The following is a 14,956-nucleotide window of genomic DNA, read 5'->3' on the forward strand; positions in this document are numbered from 1 at the left end:
TCGGGGTGCGAGCGTCTTCTTTCGTTCGCTCGCGTCACGCCGGCTCTCACTGCGTTCCGTCGGTCGCATCCTCCGCAGCCGCTCCCGTGGCGTCCGCCGGGGCGTCCTCGTCCCCGCCACCGTCGGCGACGGGTTCGTCGACGTCCGCGGTCGCTCGCTCGGGCTGGACGCCCGCCGCCGGAGCGGTGTCGGCCGTCGTGAGGTTCACGTCGCGCTGCGGGAACGGAATCCCGATGTTCGCGTCGTTCAACGCGTTGTAGAGCCCCTTGTTGAGCCGATGCACGGCTTTCGCGCGCTTGACGGGCGTGCTCACCCAGCACAGCAACTCGTAGTTCAGTGCGGAATCGCCGAACTCGCGGAGCCGCATCCGGGGTTTCGGCGAGTCCAACGTGAGCTTCTCGTCGAGCGCGACCTGCACCGCGAGCTCCTCGAACTCGTCGAGGTCGGTCCCGTACGCGACGCCGATGGGGACGCGGATGCGGCGTCGACGCTGTGGCGCGGACTCGTTCGTGATGCTCGCGGAGTTCAGTTTCGCGTTCGGGACCGTCACCATCACCTCGTCGCGCGTCAGGAGCGTCGTCGACCGGATGCCGACGCGGACGACCGTCCCGGAGTCGCCGGTGTCGAGCACGACGTAATCCCCGATCTTGTACGTGTCGTCGAAGTACAGCGCGAGGCCGCCGAAGAAGTTCGCGACGGTGTCCTTCGCCGCGAACCCGACCGCGATACCGGCGATACCCGCGGCGCCGAGCAGCGGCGTGATGGCGATGTTGTAGATCGACAGCGAGAGCACGCCCGCGCCGGCGAGGACGATGAACGTCCAGACGTTCGAGAAGATCGGTGCGAAGTCGTACTTCCCGGTCTTGTCGACGAGGTCGACCGCGCGGTTCACGATGCGGTTCAGCGCGAACGCCCAGATGAGGACGATGAGGACCGCGGCGGGGCGCGCGAAGAAGTCCTGGAGGTCCCGTTCGCTGACGACGACGTTCGCGGCGTCCGCCGAGGACACCGTCAGCAGCCAGATACCGCCGAGTGCGGCGGTGACGACGAGCGGCCATCGGACCTCGGAGACGACGACGTCGTCGAACTTGCTCCCGGTCTGCCTGACCACCTTCCGCGCCACCTTGAATACGACGAACTCGAGGACGACGGCGGCGGCGAACGACACCGCGAGCACGAGGATCGTTCGCTCGACGACGCCGTACCCCGAGAGGTACTCCAGTAGCGGGTCGAGCACTGGATTAGCCATGGCACCCGTTACGCCACGCCGTCGTTTAATCGTTTCCTGGGAACCGACGACTGGCCACTCCCATCTGGGCGGGGGCACCGACGCCGGATGCGAGTAGGCCGAGCGTTCTTGTACGAGTACGCGGAAGGGGTGGTCGTGTATCGCCTCGGTCACTACGGCGTGTCGCTCCTCCTGTACGCCCCCATCGGGTTCGTGCTGGCGCTCCTGGGCGAACCGGGACTGGCGGTCCTCGGCGGCGCGGGCGTGCTCGCACTGGCGCGCGTCCCGGACTACGACCAGCGCGTTCCCGGCATCACGCATCGCGGCGTGACCCACACCGTCCTGTTCGCGGTGCTCGTCGGCGCCGCGTTCGCCGGCGGTATCGTCGCGCTCTCGCAGGCCGGCGCGAACCCGCTGCCGGCGACCGAACTCGCGACGCCGGTCGCGTTCGCGTTCGCCGTCGGCACCTTCGGCATCCTCGCGCACCTCGCCGGCGACGTCCTCACGCCCGCGGGCGTCCCGCTCCTCTGGCCGCTCTCCGGGCGAACGTACACCGTGTCGCTGACCACCGCCGACAGCACGGTCTGGAACTACCTCCTGTTCGCGCTCGGCGTGTTCGCGACCGCGGTCGCGGGATTCGGCGTCCTGCAACTCGCATGACTCGGCGGCCTTTCAGCGAGCGTCCCGCGGCGAAACGATCGTGAACGCGTGACCTGTTGGCAAATCCCTTTGTGCTGGCTGCCGTCGGTTCGGACATGAGCGACCTGGATTACGCCGCCCTCGACCGCGGGCGACACGTGAACTACCACGCGTACGACCCGACGCTTCGACGCGCAGTCGACCGCGTCCTCGACGGCGACGACCACGCGGCCGCGACCGAGCGCCTGCGTGCGTTCGGCGAGCACGCCGGTCACACCATCGCGGACCACGCGGACTACGTCGACGACCACGGCCCCGAACTCCGGACGTACGGCGACCACGGCGACGTCGTGAACGACGTGCGCTACCCTGCAGAACTCCACGAGGAGGCCCGGCTCGCGTACGAGTCCGGGATGGTCGCGGACGTCTTCGACGCCCCCGATGGGCGCGAGGACCCGCTCCCGTTCACGCATCACTTCGCGATGGGGTACCTGCTGTCGATGAGCGACGCCGGGCTGTACTGTCCGGTGTCGATGACCGCGGGCGTCGCGCTCGTCCTCGACAAGTACGGCGACGGCGACGCCCTCGACCGGTTCCTCGCGGAGACGACGAGCCGGGACTACGACGCGCTCTCGGAGGGCGCGATGTTCCTCACCGAGGAGCAGGGCGGGAGCGACGTCGGCGCGACCGAGACCGTCGCCGACCCGACCGACGAACCGGGAGTCTACGAGCTGACCGGCGAGAAGTGGTTCTGTTCGAACATCGACGCGCAAGCGACGCTCGCACTTGCTCGAACCCCTGACGCTCCCGAGGGAACGAAGGGGCTGTCGCTGTTCGTGGTTCCGCACGAACACGAGAATGGCGAGTTGAACGACCAGCTATACCGCCGCCTGAAGGACAAGCTCGGCACCATCTCGGTACCCACCGGCGAGGTCGAACTGACGGGCGCGACTGGGTTACTCGTCGGCGAGGAGTCCCGCGGGTTCAAGATGATGACGGACATGCTGAACCTGGAGCGACTCGCGAACGCCTCGGCGTCCTGCGGTATCATCGCTCGGGCTCGCCTGGAGGCGACGGTGCAGGCCGCGAACCGCGAGGCGTTCGGGAACCCCATCGAGGAGTACCCGCTGATGCGCCAGGACCTCGTGGACATGGCGGTCGACCACGAGGCGGCGACCGCGTTCACGTTCGCGGCCGCGGCGACGTTCGACCGCCGCGAGAACGCGGCGGACGACGGCGAGCGCGAGGACGCGTACCGGTTGATGCGCGCGCTCGTCCCGATCGCGAAGTATCGGACGGGCCGGATGGCGGTGGACACGGCGAGCTACGCGATGGAGATACTGGGTGGGAACGGGTACGTGAACGACTTCGTCACGAACCGCTTGCTCCGGGACGCGCAGGTGCTCCCCATCTGGGAGGGGACGTCGAACATCCTCTCGCTGGACCTCCTGCGGGCACTCGACCGGGAGGACGCGCACGAACCGCTCCTCGAACGCATCCAGTCGCATCTCGATACGGCGACGCACGACGCGCTCGCCGACGCGACGGCGGTCGTCGAGGCCGAGTACGCCGAACTCGGTGGGGCGCTCGCGCACCTCGGGACGCTCGACGGCGAGGCGGCGCAGTTGAAGGCGAAGGACCTCGCGGACTACGTGTTCGACGTCTACACGGCGAGTCTGCTGTGCGAGATGGCCCAGCGCGACCTCGAGGACGGCGACGGGCGTCTCGCGCTCGTTGCGCGCCGGTTCGTCGACACCCACCTCGACGCCGCGAGCGGTCGCGGTATCACGGACGACGACCGGTTCTCGCTCGAGCACTTCGACGCGGTCGTGAAGCACGCGACCGTCGACCCCGAGCGCGTCACGCCCGCGGCGCCGGCCGACGACTGACCCGCTATCTGACAAGCAGGCAGAACGTTTTTGACGTGGTCGGGAGTACGCTCGCAGCGATGCGAGAACCGACCACAGCCCAGTCGACGGTCCTCGCGGTTGTCCTCGTCGCGCTCGCGCTCGGAACCGCCCTCGCACCCGTCGGCGCGGGTTCGACCGGTGACGCGCGTCCGAGCGGACCCGCGGAGGCCGTCGCATCGACCGCAGCGACCGCGCCGAACGCGTCCCTCGTCGCCCGGTACCCCGCGGACGGCTCGATGGTCGAACGCACGGTCGTCTCGGCCGACGCCGTCGCTCGCGTCGGCGAGCCGACGAACGACTCGCGGACCGGCGCGTGGACGGTCACGCTGACGCTCACCGACGACGGCGCCACGGACTTCACGGACGCGCTCGTGGAGACCGGGTTCGCCGACCACCCCCGCGCGTGTCCCCCCACGGACGGCCGGAACGACGACGGTTACTGTCTCCTCCTCGTCGTCGACGGCGACGCCGTCGACTCCTTCAGCCTCGCCCCGGGACTCGCCCAGGACGTCCGCAGCGGCGCGTTCGCCGACGACCCGCGGCTCAGACTACTCGCGGAGAACCGGAGCGAGGCGCGCGCCGTCTGGCGCGGGTTCCTCGCGGAGAACGGGACTCCGACCGCCGATGGAACGAACGACGGTACCGACGACGGTGGTGTTGGCGCAGCAGCGGGCGGCGACGCTGACGAGGACGGCGACGACTCGACGGGGGCCACGCCCGGATTCTCGGCAACCGCCGCTCTCGGCGCGATGCTCGCAGCGACCGTCGTCGCCGCACGTCGTCGTCACTGAACGCGGTCACGGGACGCGACCGCGGGGTGGAAATCGAGTCACTGGACGCGACCACGGGGTGGCAATCGAGTCACTGGACGCCGACGATGGCGTGACAGCCTCCGCAGACGTACACCTCGGTCGCGTCGCCGTGGACCTCGTAGGTGTCCGGGTCGAGGCGCGGCACGTTCTCGACCGTCTCGAGGTCTTCGTGCGTGAGTTCGCCGCAGTTCTCGCACTGCATGGGGTCGTGCTCGATGCGCATACACTTTGGACGCGCGACAGCCACAAGAACGCACCCCGAACGTGCGACACCAGTGCACACGAGACGGATTCGCACACCGGGAGAACTGTTTTGGTGATCCCGGACCCGTCTCGAACCGTGACACGAGACGACGACTCGGTCGGTGACGACGCCCTCGCCCAACGCACCGCCGTCAGGCGCGGGTACGACGACCTCGCAGACGCGTACGCAGCCGAACGCGACGACGCCAACTACGACGTCCTCCTCGACCGGTTCCTCGCGGACGCACCCGCCGGTCCCGTCCTGGACGTCGGCTGTGGCGCCGGCCAGCCCGTGCTCTCGGACCTCGCCGCCGACCGACCCGTCGTCGGACTGGACTTCTCTCGCGAACAGCTCTCGCGCGCCGACGACGTCGCCCCCGGTCGCGTCGTCCAGGGCGACATGACCAGCCTCCCGTTCGCCGACGACGCCTTCGCCGCCCTCACCGCGTTCTGCTCCGTCATCCACGTCCCGTTCGACCAGCACGCGGACGTCTACGCGGAGTTCGAGCGCGTCCTCGAACCCGGCGGCGAACTCCTCGTCACCGTCGGCGCCGACGACTGGAGCGGGCGGAACGACGACTGGCTCGACTCCGGCACCCCGATGGAGTGGAGTCACTACGGCCTCGAGAAGAGTCGCGAACTCATCGAAGACGCCGGATTCACCGTCACCGACGCGGTCGGCATCCTCGGAGCCGGCCTCGGCGACGACCGCGCCACCGAGCCGAGACTGGTCGAGCCCGACGCCGACGGCGCCGGCCATCCGTTCTGCTTCGCGCGCCTCCGAGAGTAGCCCGCTACGGGAGTCCTATCGCGGCGTCTCCGCGCCCCACTTCTCGAGCGCGGTCGCGAGTTCGGCGTGGTCCTCCGCGTACTCGGCGAGCGGGACGTCCTGCATCGTCGCCTCGACGGACTGCCGGAGCGCTCGCGCACCCGCCTCGGTCCCGTCCGGGTGGCCGTGGATGCCGCCGCCGGCCTGGATGGCGATGTCGGTGCCGAGCGCGTCGATGAGCGCATCCGTCACGCCCGGGTGCAGGCCGCCGGAGGCGACCGGGAGCACGTCCGTGCAGTCGTAGAGGTCGCTCTTCAGCCACGCGTTGATGCCCGGCGTGTCCTCGTTCGCGAGCTTCCCGAGGCCCGCCGTCCCCGTGTGGATGTGGTCGACGCCGCAGAGCCTGGCGACCTGCGCGATGACGCGCATCGACACGCCGTGATGGTCCATGCGGTCGAACGCCGCGTGCATCGCGCGATGCGCGTGGATGGCGAGGTCCATGTCCTCGCAGTGCTCGCGGAGCGTCTGCACCGCCGACCACCCGCACGTCACGACGTCCACCATCACGAACCCGCCGCCGTGCTCGTGCACGAACTCCGCGCGCCGGATCATCTCCTCGGTCTCCGCGGTGACGTTCACGAGGTAGTCCTTCTTCTCGCCGGTCTCCTCCGTGAGTTCCTCGGCCTTCGCGAGCGACCGCGAAACGCGCTCCTCGAACGGATTGAACGGCTGGTCGGTGAGGTTCTCGTCGTCCTTCAGGAGGTCGACGCCGCCGCGCCACGCGTCCTCCGCGATCTGGACGTGTGCGTCCGTCGACAACCCGACCTTCGGCTTCGGGACCGTCGCGAGCACGGGCCGGTCGCCCGCGTCGAGTTTCTCGCTCGCGACGCTCGTCCCGAACTGCGGCCCCGGGAACCCGTCGACGACCGTCTCCGGCCAGTAGCAGTCCTCCAGGCGGATGCTGTCGACGGCCTTCATCCCCATGATGTTCCCCGCGATACACGAGAGAATCTGCGCCATCGACCCCGCCTCGAACAGTGCCGCCGGATAGGCGACGCTGATGCGGTCGTCGTTCCCGATCATGTACGCCGTCGCGCCGAGGTCGGTGAGTTCGTCCTCGTCGACGGCGAGTGCCGCCCACGTTCCGTTGCTCGATTCGCTCGCGACGCGACTCGCAGCCGCCTCCATCGTCATGCCGTCGGCGGGGTCGATGGTGAACTCGCACACCAGGTCGTCGTCGCGTGGTTCGTACTCCAGGTCGAGGAAGTCGTCGTACTCGATTCCGGTCGTCATAATTCGCGACTTCTCTCGCAGCATACAAAAAGGTGGGTTGGCGTTCCAGCGTCCCGGCACGGCGCCGCCGCACCGCTCACACAGCAGTCACTCGATGTCGAGGACGCGCGTGACGTCCGAGAGGACGTGGTCGGGCGTGACGTCGCTCGCGGCGGCGTCGGCGCTGGTGGCGACGCCGGTCTCGACGAGTGCGGTGGTCGCACCCGCTCCGGCGCCGAACGCGACGTCGGTGTCGAGTCGGTCGCCGACGACGAGCGCGCGAGCGGGGTCGCAGCCCAGGCGGTCGAAGACGAGGTCGCGCGTGAACGGGTGCGGTTTCCCGAGGACGGCGTCCGGCCGGCGTTCCGCGACCGCGGCGACGGACTCGACGATGGCGCCCGACCCAGGGACGAGCCCCGAGTCGGTCGGGATGGTTCGGTCGGGGTCCGAGCCGACGAACCAGTCCACGCCCGACTCGAACGCGGTGAGTGCGTCCGTGAGCCGGTCGTACGTGAACTCGCGGTCGATGGACGCGACCACGCCGTCCGCGGCCGTCGGGTCGTCGACGACGTCGAGCGTCGCGTTCGCGAGCTGGGACGCGAGCCCCTGTTCGCCGACGACGAACGCCGCGTCGCCAGGGTGCTCGCGTTCCAGGAACGCGACCGTCGCCGTCCCGCTCGTCACGACCTCGTCCGCGGTCGCGTCGATACCAGCACCGCGGAGCTTCCCGACGTACGAATCCGGCGTCCGCGTCGGGTTGTTCGTCACGAACGCGACCCTGGCGCCGGACTCGCGGACCGCACGCACCGTCTCGGCCGCACCCGGAATCGGCTTCCGGCCACGCACGAGCGTTCCGTCCACGTCGAACACGACGCCCTCGAAGTCCCTCATCGCTCGCGAGTTCGCACCAGCACGCCGTAAACCACCGGGTCGCGGTTCCCACCATCCCCGAACCGCGTAGCGACGGCTGGAAGTGAGACCGGTACGATTACGTCTGCCTGACAAGAACCGGCTCGCATGCCTCCCGTCCCCGGGTCGCTCGACGTCGAAGCCGTGCGACGCATCCTCCACCACATGGACGTCGTCCCGGACCCCGACGAGCTGTCCGCGGGCATGCTGACGGCAGTCGGCGACGGCGTCAACGACGTCCTCGTCGTCGACGCGCCGAGCGGCGAGTTCGAGCGCTTCGTCCTGAAGGTCGGGACGTTCTCCAGGACCGAGCACCTCCGCGCCGGCGTCGCCGCCGCGCACGCCCTCCGCGCGTACACGACCCTCCCCGTCCCGGCGGTCCTCGCGTTCGACCCCGGGAGCGACGACCGCCCACCAGCGGTCGCAACGACCTACTGCGACGGAACGCCGCTCGCGTCCGGGTTCGACGACGTCCCGAACCTCACCGACCCGGCGCGCGTCTCCCTGCTCGGCGCCGTCGTCCGAGAGTTCGCGGCAATCCCACCCGATGCGGCGACTGGATACGGGAACGTCGTCCGCGAGGCGGGCACCGAGGACCGACCCCGCCTCGTCGGCGAGACCGAGAGCTTCGACGAGTGGCTCCACTCGTACGCGACGAAGCACTTCGAGTCGCCCGCACCGCATCCCGCGCTCGAACGCGTCGCCCCCGACGCACTCGCGTTCGTCGACGCGAACCGCCGTCGCGTCCCCGCCGAACCGACACCCTCCGTCCTCGTCACCGACCTCTCGCCCGGGAACCTCCTCGCGCCCGGCGGCGAACCGCCCGCGACCGTCGACGGCCTCGCGGGCGTCGTCGACCTCGAACGCGCGAAGGTCGGCCCCGTCGCGTTCACCGCCACGAACCTCGAGTACCTCCTCACTGCCGGCGTCGACGACCCGACGCCCGTCCAGCGCGCGCTCTACGAACAACTGCCGTTCGACCACGACCACGCGCTCCACGACGTCTACCGACTCGCCGCGGTCAGTCGCGCCGTCAGCGGCCTCGACACGTGGGAGGACCCCGACAACGACCGGTTCGACCGGCGCGCCCGAGCCGTCGCGCGCGAGGTCGAGGCCATCGTCGACTGACGTCGCCGCAGCCACGCTACCCTCTCACAAGCCATCGAAACGGTTTCGGGAGCGACGGTCGAAGCACGAGCGATGCCGTACACGCTCGACGCGCGCCGCCCGACGTACTGTCCTCACTGCGGGGACGAACTCGACGCACTCACCATCGAGGGGTCGACGGTCCCGTCCTGTCCTGACTGCGGGCTGCGCGCGTTCCAGAACCCGACGCCGTGCGCCGCCGCGACCGTCGTCGACGGCGACAGCGTCCTCCTCGTCGAACGCGGCCGCCCGCCGAGCGTCGGCACGTGGTCGCTCCCCGGTGGCCACGTCGAGATAGACGAACCACCCGTCGCGGCAGCCGCACGCGAACTCGCGGAGGAGACCGGGCTCGCCGTCGACCCGGACGCGCTCGTCCCCATCGGGAACGGCTTCCTCCGGTTCGAATCCGGCGACACCACGATCTCCATCAACTACGCCGCGCCGCGGGACGCCGTCACCGGCACCGTCGAACCCGGCGACGACGCCGCCGACGCCAGGTTCGTCTCGCTCGCGGAGATACGCGAGACCGTCCCGACCCAGGCCGACGTCCGAAGCGGCCCCGGCGACCGCTCGATGCTCGCCGGCTCCGGCCCCGCCCACGTCGAGCGTGCCATCGACCACTTCGCCGATCACTGAGCCCCACGCACCCGTCCGCGACCCAGTCGCCGACCACGCGAGGCCACGCGCCTTCAGTCGATAGTTACCCGGCCGCCATCGTCGGCGCTCTCGTAGATCGCGTCGACGACGCGCATGTTCGCGACCGCCTCCTCGCCGTCGGTCTCGGGCGTCCGCCCGGACTCGACGCAGTCCGCGAAGTGCTCGACCTGCAGGCGGTACTGGTCGCCCGCCGGGAACGTCTCGACGACCTCCCGGCCGTCGACCGCGTACCGGAGCTCGACCTCGTCACCACGCGGATTGAACGCGTCCGCTGGCGCCTCCAGCCAGCCGTTCTCCGCCTCGATGCGATACCGCTGCACGTCCTGCGTGTCGAAGCTCGCCGACACCTGCGCGGTCGCGCCGTCGTACGCGAGCTGCGCGGCGACGTGCGTATCGACGCCGCAGTCGCGCGAGTCCACGGTCCGCGCCGACACCGCGTCCGGTTCGCCGAGGAGCGTGCGCGTGACGTTCACCGCGTAACACCCGACGTCCATCAGGCTCCCACCCGCGAGGTCGGGGTCGAGGCGGATGTCGCCCGGACGCTCGCGTAACGGGAACTGGAACGTCGCGTGGGCGCCACGGACCGCGTCGAGTTCCTCGGTGACGATCTCACGCGCTCGGCGCGTCCGCGGATGATACCGGTACATGAACGCCTCCATGATCGTCACACCGGCGTCCTCGCAGTACGCGACGACGTCGCGCGCCTCCGCCGCGTCGACCGCAAGCGGCTTCTCGCAGAGCACGTCCAGGCCGGCATCCGCCGCCTTCCTCGTCCACTCGGCGTGCATCGCGTTCGGGAGCGGATTGTACACCGCGTCGATGTCGTCGTCCGCGAGCAGCGCCTCGTAGGACCCGTACGCCCGGTCGATGCCGTGCTCGTCTGCGACCGCTCTCGCCTGGGCCTCGTCGCGCGACGCGATGGCACCGACCTCGTGTTCGCTGCGTGCTATCGCCGGAACGACCGCTTTCAGTCCGATGTTCGCCGTGGAGATGACGCCGAATCGCATACCCGCGTTCACGGAACCGTCGCAGTTAACCGCCGTGGTCGCCGCCGCTACTTCAACAAATTGAGTGGTCCAGATGGGGAAAATTTAACTTCCCGTAGAACGGGTTCGTTAACTAATCACCCGATGTCCGAATCTACCCGAACCACTGCCGACGGCGGTGACTCCGACACGTTGAACGTGGAGGACCTCTTCGCCACCGACGAGACGGACATCTCCATCGACGACGGAGAGTCCGACGACGAGACGGTTACACCGGGGTCGGGGACGGTTACGCCCGACGCCGAGGACACGACCGCCGACGAACTCTTCGCGCAGCTCCGGGAGGAACAGGACGACGCCGACCAAGCACACGCCGTCGACGAACTCGGGGACGAATCACCCGACGAAATCATGGCTCGCGCGGACGAAGAGGAAGCGCACGTCGACCAGATCGACGACGCCATCCGCGCCGACGAAGGCGCGCTCGACGACCTCCTGCTCACCGAACGCCGCGAAGCCGACGGCTTCCTCTGGGTGGAGACCGAAGACGACGACGCGACCGACGACATCGGGTCGCTGTTCGCCGCCAGCGACGAAGCGAGCGAAACCCAGCAAGACGAGTCGACGCCAGCGGACGACGAGTCGAGCCCGGACGCGACCGCGGCGGAACGCAGCGACGACGGGTTCTCGCTCACGGACGACGATCCGGGGTCGTTCGACGCGCGCGCCGCGACGTTCGACAGCGACGGAGACGACTTCGCCGTCGACGCCGCCGCGTTCGAAGACGACGAGGACGCGTCCACCGCCCCGAGCGAGGACGACGCGCTCGCCAACGAAGGCGACCCGAGCGACGCCGACGAAGATATCGACGGAGACGACCCCGAGGACACCGCTGACGAAGATATCGACGGAGACGACCCCGAGGACACCGCTGACGACGAACAGGACTCCGACGACGACGGGCTTGCCGCACGCATCCGCTCCATCCTCACCGGCTGAGTCTCGCCGTTCGGGGGTCAGGTTTAATTCCTTCCCGGGCTATGGGTCCGATATCGTAAATGACGGGTGACTCAGCGCTCTCTGCGTACGTCGAAATCTGTCGCGGTTTTGGGCTGTCGAACGACGAGATTCGAGCGATCCACGCCGGCGGTGAAGTGCCCGACGACGTGGACCCGCGGAAGGTGGTCGCGAAAGCGCTCCCCGAGAACCCGTCCGCGAGCGACGCGCATCACGCGCTGTTGAAGGTCCTCTCGAACTCCTCGCGCGGTATCGACGCGCCACGGGACTTCGACGAGAGCGAGGTCGGAACGCAACTCGACGCCGTCCTCTCCGCTATCGGCGGGTCGGTCTCTATCGCGGACGCGAACGACGAGCAACTCACTGCTGGCGGCCCGAACCCGCAACCGTGGTCGATCGAGGTTGCCGACCCGTCCGGGAACGTCCGCGACCTCTCCTTCTCGTTCCCCGCGCACGACCTCGGCACCGAGAACTATCCCGCTATCTTGGACGCCATCGAGACGTCCGTTCTCGACGGCGCCCCGTTGACGTTCGTTCGCCTGTCGGACGAGAGCCGCTGGCGGTTCGTCCTCGTGAACGAGTCCAACCTCGACTCGCTCACGTCGAACCTCGGTGACGGCATCTCGTTCGCGGGCGGCGACCTGCTCGCTGCCGACCAGGTCGAGGATTTCGTCCCCGACGACGACGACGGCGCCGACGCAGAGGAACTCGACGCGCCGGACGACATCCCGAAGGACCAGGAGGAGGAAGCGATCGGGAACCTCCTGACGACCGACGAGAGCATCGACGACATCCTCGCGACGGACGACGAGGAACCTGAACCCGAGCCCGAATCGACGAGTCCAGTCGACGATAGCCTGGACGACGTCTTCGCGTCGATGGAGAGCGACATCGCGGAAGGCGGCGAGCCCGTCGACGCTGGCGATTCACCGTTCCAACCCGCAGACCCAGAGCCCGCGAGCGAACCCGAACCGGAACCCGAGCCAGAACCGGAGCCTGCGAGCGAACCCGAACCAGACCCGGAACCCGAACCGGAACCGGAGCCTGCGAGCGAACCCGAACCAGACCCGGAACCCGAACCGGAACCGGAGCCTGCGAGCGAACCCGAACCAGACCCGGAACCCGAGCCAGAACCGGAGCCTGTGAGCGAACCCGAACCAGAGCCGGAACCTGCGAGCGAACCTGTCGAGTCCGAGCCGGTCGAGGCGTCGACGTCGGCAGGTGAGATGGTGGACGCGAGTGCGGATGAGGATGCGAGCGCTGCGGCCGAACCGGCCGAGTCCGAGCCGGCGGAAGCGGACGTGGAGCCCGCGGAACCCGTTGCGCCTGCGGAGGTCGACGAGCCCGCGGAGGCGAGCGCGGAGTCCGAAGCCGAGGCCGATGTTGCAACGTCGGAGCCAGCGACCGCCGACGCCACGGCAGGGGAGATGGTCGACGCGGAACCCGAGCCTGCGGCCGAAGCGGAGCCAGAGCCGGAGCCGGAGCCTGCAAGCGAGTCCGAACCGGAGCCGGAGCCTGCGAGCGAGCCAGAACCGGAGCCGGAGCCTGCGAGCGAGCCAGAACCGGAGCCGGAGCCTGCGAGCGAGCCAGAACCGGAACCGGAGCCTGCGAGCGAGTCCGAACCGGAGCCGGAGCCTGCGAGCGAGCCCGAACCGGAGCCGGAGCCTGCGAGCGAACCGGAACCAGAACCCGTGGCGTCCGAGCCCGCTGAATCCGAGCCGGAGGCGGCGGAGACGACGGAGGGCGACCTCTTCGAGGCTGATTCCCCGAACGACGACGCAGCGGCATCCGCGGGCGGCGAACCGTCCGACGCGGCCACTGCCGAGGACGCGCCCGTGACGGAAGCCACCACGGTCGACGCGACGTCGTCCAGTGAACCGACCGACGCGACGTCGTCGCCCCCGGCCGAGTCGACGGCGAGCGGGGAGAGCGACGACTCGTCGTCGAAAGGCGTCGTCGGTCGGTTCGTCGGCTGGCTGAAGAACCTGTTCTGAGCGTCGGGTCCGTTCCCAGTGGTCGTTTCGCTGCGGTCGTGCCAGGAAGTTTCTTGGTGAGGCCCCCGTTCGGTTGAACCATGAGCGACGACGTCGCCGACGACGAGGACGTGGATGCGGAGTCGGCACCATCGGAATCACCGGACGAACAACCCGTTGACGGAGCCGACGACGACGCCGAGCCCGCGCCGTCTGACGCAACCGACGCCGCGGACGAGGAGGACGTCGACGCGCTCGAGGACGCGGCCGCGGACGTCGCGGACGCCGACGTGGTCGACGAGACGCCGGACGCGGACGACCGCGCGGCAGAGCTCGGGAAGGCAGCCGGTGACGCGTACCGCGACACCGCGGACGCCGGCCCGAAGACGTACGTCTCCGAGCGCTCGGTCGACGACGACGTCGACGCCGCTGCGGACGCTGGCGGCGGCGGTCCGCGGACGCACGTGAGCGAGGAGAGCGTCGACGACATGCTCGCCGACATCTTCGCGGACGACGACGACGGCGACGAGACTCCTACTGCGAGGACGACGACCGTCACCGACAGTACCTCCACCGGCACCGCGACGCCCGACGACGAATCCGGGGACAGCGACGAGGACGGCGACGTCGTCGAAACTGAAGCAAGCGAGCAATCGGCGGACGATGACGCGGTCGACGACCCCGCGACCGCGGTGACGACCGAGGAGACGACCGCGGACTCGTCGAGCGAGGAGCCCGCGTCCGCTCAGGACGCGCCCGCACCGGGCCCGGACGTGGACGCACTCGCCGACGCCGCCGCGGACGTCGACGCCGGAACCGAACCCAGTCCCGACGAGACCGAGAGCGACGACTCGGCGTCCGCCGGCGTCGAGGAGGACACGGACGCTTCCGGTAGCGACGCGGACGGGACGTCAGGCGACGCGGACGAAGACGCCGACGCGGTCGCGGACGCGGAAGCCGATTCGGACGCGGACGACGAGCCGCTGTCCGCGGACGAGGTCGCGCAAGCGCTCGCGGACGCCGAGGCGGACGACGGGAACTCGTTCGGTCGGCCGACGACCGAGGGCGCCGCGGACCGCGAGGACACGTCCGACATCGGCGACGTCGACCTCGACGTCGACGACGTCGAGGTGAGCGGTGCGGCGACCGGCGATTCGTCGAGCACTGCGGGGCCGCTGGCGGGCAGCGGGGGCGTGGGCGACAGCGACCCCGAAGCTGGGAGCGCCACGAGCGAACCGGCCGAAACTGGCGCCAGCGCCGATGCTGGCGATGGCGACGCAGACGAACCCGCGGGACTGTTCGCGCGACTCAAAGCCTGGCTGTTCGGCTAACGCGTCGACTCGCTGCTTCTCTTCGAACGCGAAAGAACGAGAACCGCGGTCGCGAGTGGGGTTC

14 protein-coding genes are annotated in these 14,956 nt (G+C 69.6%); 9 read left to right on the top strand and 5 right to left on the bottom strand.

Annotated features, from left to right (window positions below):
• Positions 1-46 precede the first annotated feature (46 nt).
• A complete protein-coding gene (locus tag VYJ16_RS11930; RefSeq protein WP_379762538.1) occupies positions 47-1,237 on the bottom strand; it encodes a mechanosensitive ion channel family protein in 1,191 nt (396 codons plus the stop codon).
• 147 nt (positions 1,238-1,384) lie between these two features.
• Between VYJ16_RS11930 and VYJ16_RS11935 the strand changes: the two genes are divergently transcribed.
• The 3 genes from VYJ16_RS11935 to VYJ16_RS11945 all read left to right on the top strand — a co-directional run bounded on the left by VYJ16_RS11935 (position 1,385) and on the right by VYJ16_RS11945 (position 4,568).
• Entirely contained in the window at positions 1,385-1,888 is a 504-nt protein-coding gene (locus VYJ16_RS11935; RefSeq protein ID WP_336350530.1) for a metal-dependent hydrolase, read from the top strand.
• Between the two features lie 95 nt (positions 1,889-1,983).
• A complete protein-coding gene (locus VYJ16_RS11940) occupies positions 1,984-3,756 on the top strand; it encodes an acyl-CoA dehydrogenase family protein (RefSeq protein ID WP_336350531.1) in 1,773 nt (590 codons plus the stop codon).
• Positions 3,757-3,815: 59 nt separating this feature from the next.
• Positions 3,816-4,568, top strand: a complete 753-nt coding sequence (locus VYJ16_RS11945; RefSeq protein ID WP_336350532.1) for a preprotein translocase subunit SecD family protein — start codon at positions 3,816-3,818, stop codon at positions 4,566-4,568.
• A 70-nt stretch (positions 4,569-4,638) separates the two neighbouring features.
• On the opposite strand, the gene VYJ16_RS11950 is transcribed toward VYJ16_RS11945, so the two are convergent.
• Positions 4,639-4,812, bottom strand: coding sequence for a hypothetical protein (locus VYJ16_RS11950; protein WP_336350533.1), 174 nt, complete (start codon positions 4,810-4,812; stop codon positions 4,639-4,641).
• Positions 4,813-4,929: 117 nt separating this feature from the next.
• Here VYJ16_RS11950 and VYJ16_RS11955 point away from each other — a divergent pair, with 117 nt between their 5' ends.
• Complete coding sequence (locus VYJ16_RS11955; RefSeq protein WP_336350534.1) at positions 4,930-5,622, top strand: class I SAM-dependent methyltransferase; 693 nt, start codon at positions 4,930-4,932, stop codon at positions 5,620-5,622.
• A 15-nt stretch (positions 5,623-5,637) separates the two neighbouring features.
• On the opposite strand, the gene rbcL is transcribed toward VYJ16_RS11955, so the two are convergent.
• On the bottom strand, positions 5,638-6,894 hold the full coding sequence (gene rbcL / locus VYJ16_RS11960; RefSeq protein ID WP_336350535.1) for a type III ribulose-bisphosphate carboxylase: 1,257 nt from the start codon (positions 6,892-6,894) through the stop codon (positions 5,638-5,640).
• An 87-nt stretch (positions 6,895-6,981) separates the two neighbouring features.
• Positions 6,982-7,764 carry an HAD-IIA family hydrolase gene (locus VYJ16_RS11965; protein ID WP_336350536.1) on the bottom strand — a complete coding sequence of 261 codons (783 nt, stop codon included), beginning with the start codon at positions 7,762-7,764 and terminating at the stop codon, positions 6,982-6,984.
• A 126-nt stretch (positions 7,765-7,890) separates the two neighbouring features.
• On the opposite strand from VYJ16_RS11965, the gene VYJ16_RS11970 reads away from it, so the two are divergent.
• Both VYJ16_RS11970 and VYJ16_RS11975 read left to right on the top strand, forming a co-directional pair.
• A complete protein-coding gene (locus tag VYJ16_RS11970; RefSeq protein ID WP_336350537.1) occupies positions 7,891-8,910 on the top strand; it encodes a phosphotransferase family protein in 1,020 nt (339 codons plus the stop codon).
• A gap of 72 nt (positions 8,911-8,982) precedes the next feature.
• Positions 8,983-9,564 carry an NUDIX domain-containing protein gene (locus tag VYJ16_RS11975; protein ID WP_336350538.1) on the top strand — a complete coding sequence of 194 codons (582 nt, stop codon included), beginning with the start codon at positions 8,983-8,985 and terminating at the stop codon, positions 9,562-9,564.
• A gap of 53 nt (positions 9,565-9,617) precedes the next feature.
• Here the strand turns inward: VYJ16_RS11975 and VYJ16_RS11980 are convergent, their stop codons facing one another.
• Entirely contained in the window at positions 9,618-10,592 is a 975-nt protein-coding gene (locus VYJ16_RS11980) for a Gfo/Idh/MocA family protein (RefSeq protein ID WP_336350539.1), read from the bottom strand.
• 123 nt (positions 10,593-10,715) lie between these two features.
• On the opposite strand from VYJ16_RS11980, the gene VYJ16_RS11985 reads away from it, so the two are divergent.
• From VYJ16_RS11985 to VYJ16_RS11995, 3 genes are all read left to right on the top strand, one after another.
• Positions 10,716-11,570, top strand: coding sequence for a hypothetical protein (locus VYJ16_RS11985; protein ID WP_336350540.1), 855 nt, complete (start codon positions 10,716-10,718; stop codon positions 11,568-11,570).
• Positions 11,571-11,629: 59 nt separating this feature from the next.
• Positions 11,630-13,582: a hypothetical protein gene (locus VYJ16_RS11990; RefSeq protein ID WP_336350541.1), complete on the top strand. Its 1,953-nt coding sequence runs from the start codon at positions 11,630-11,632 to the stop codon at positions 13,580-13,582.
• Between the two features lie 80 nt (positions 13,583-13,662).
• A complete protein-coding gene (locus VYJ16_RS11995; RefSeq protein ID WP_336350542.1) occupies positions 13,663-14,892 on the top strand; it encodes a hypothetical protein in 1,230 nt (409 codons plus the stop codon).
• The last annotated feature ends 64 nt before the right edge of the window (positions 14,893-14,956 follow it).

The sequence above is a fragment of the Halorubellus litoreus genome, from assembly GCF_037081675.1.
GTDB classification, from domain to species: Archaea; Halobacteriota; Halobacteria; order Halobacteriales; family Natrialbaceae; genus Halorubellus; species Halorubellus litoreus.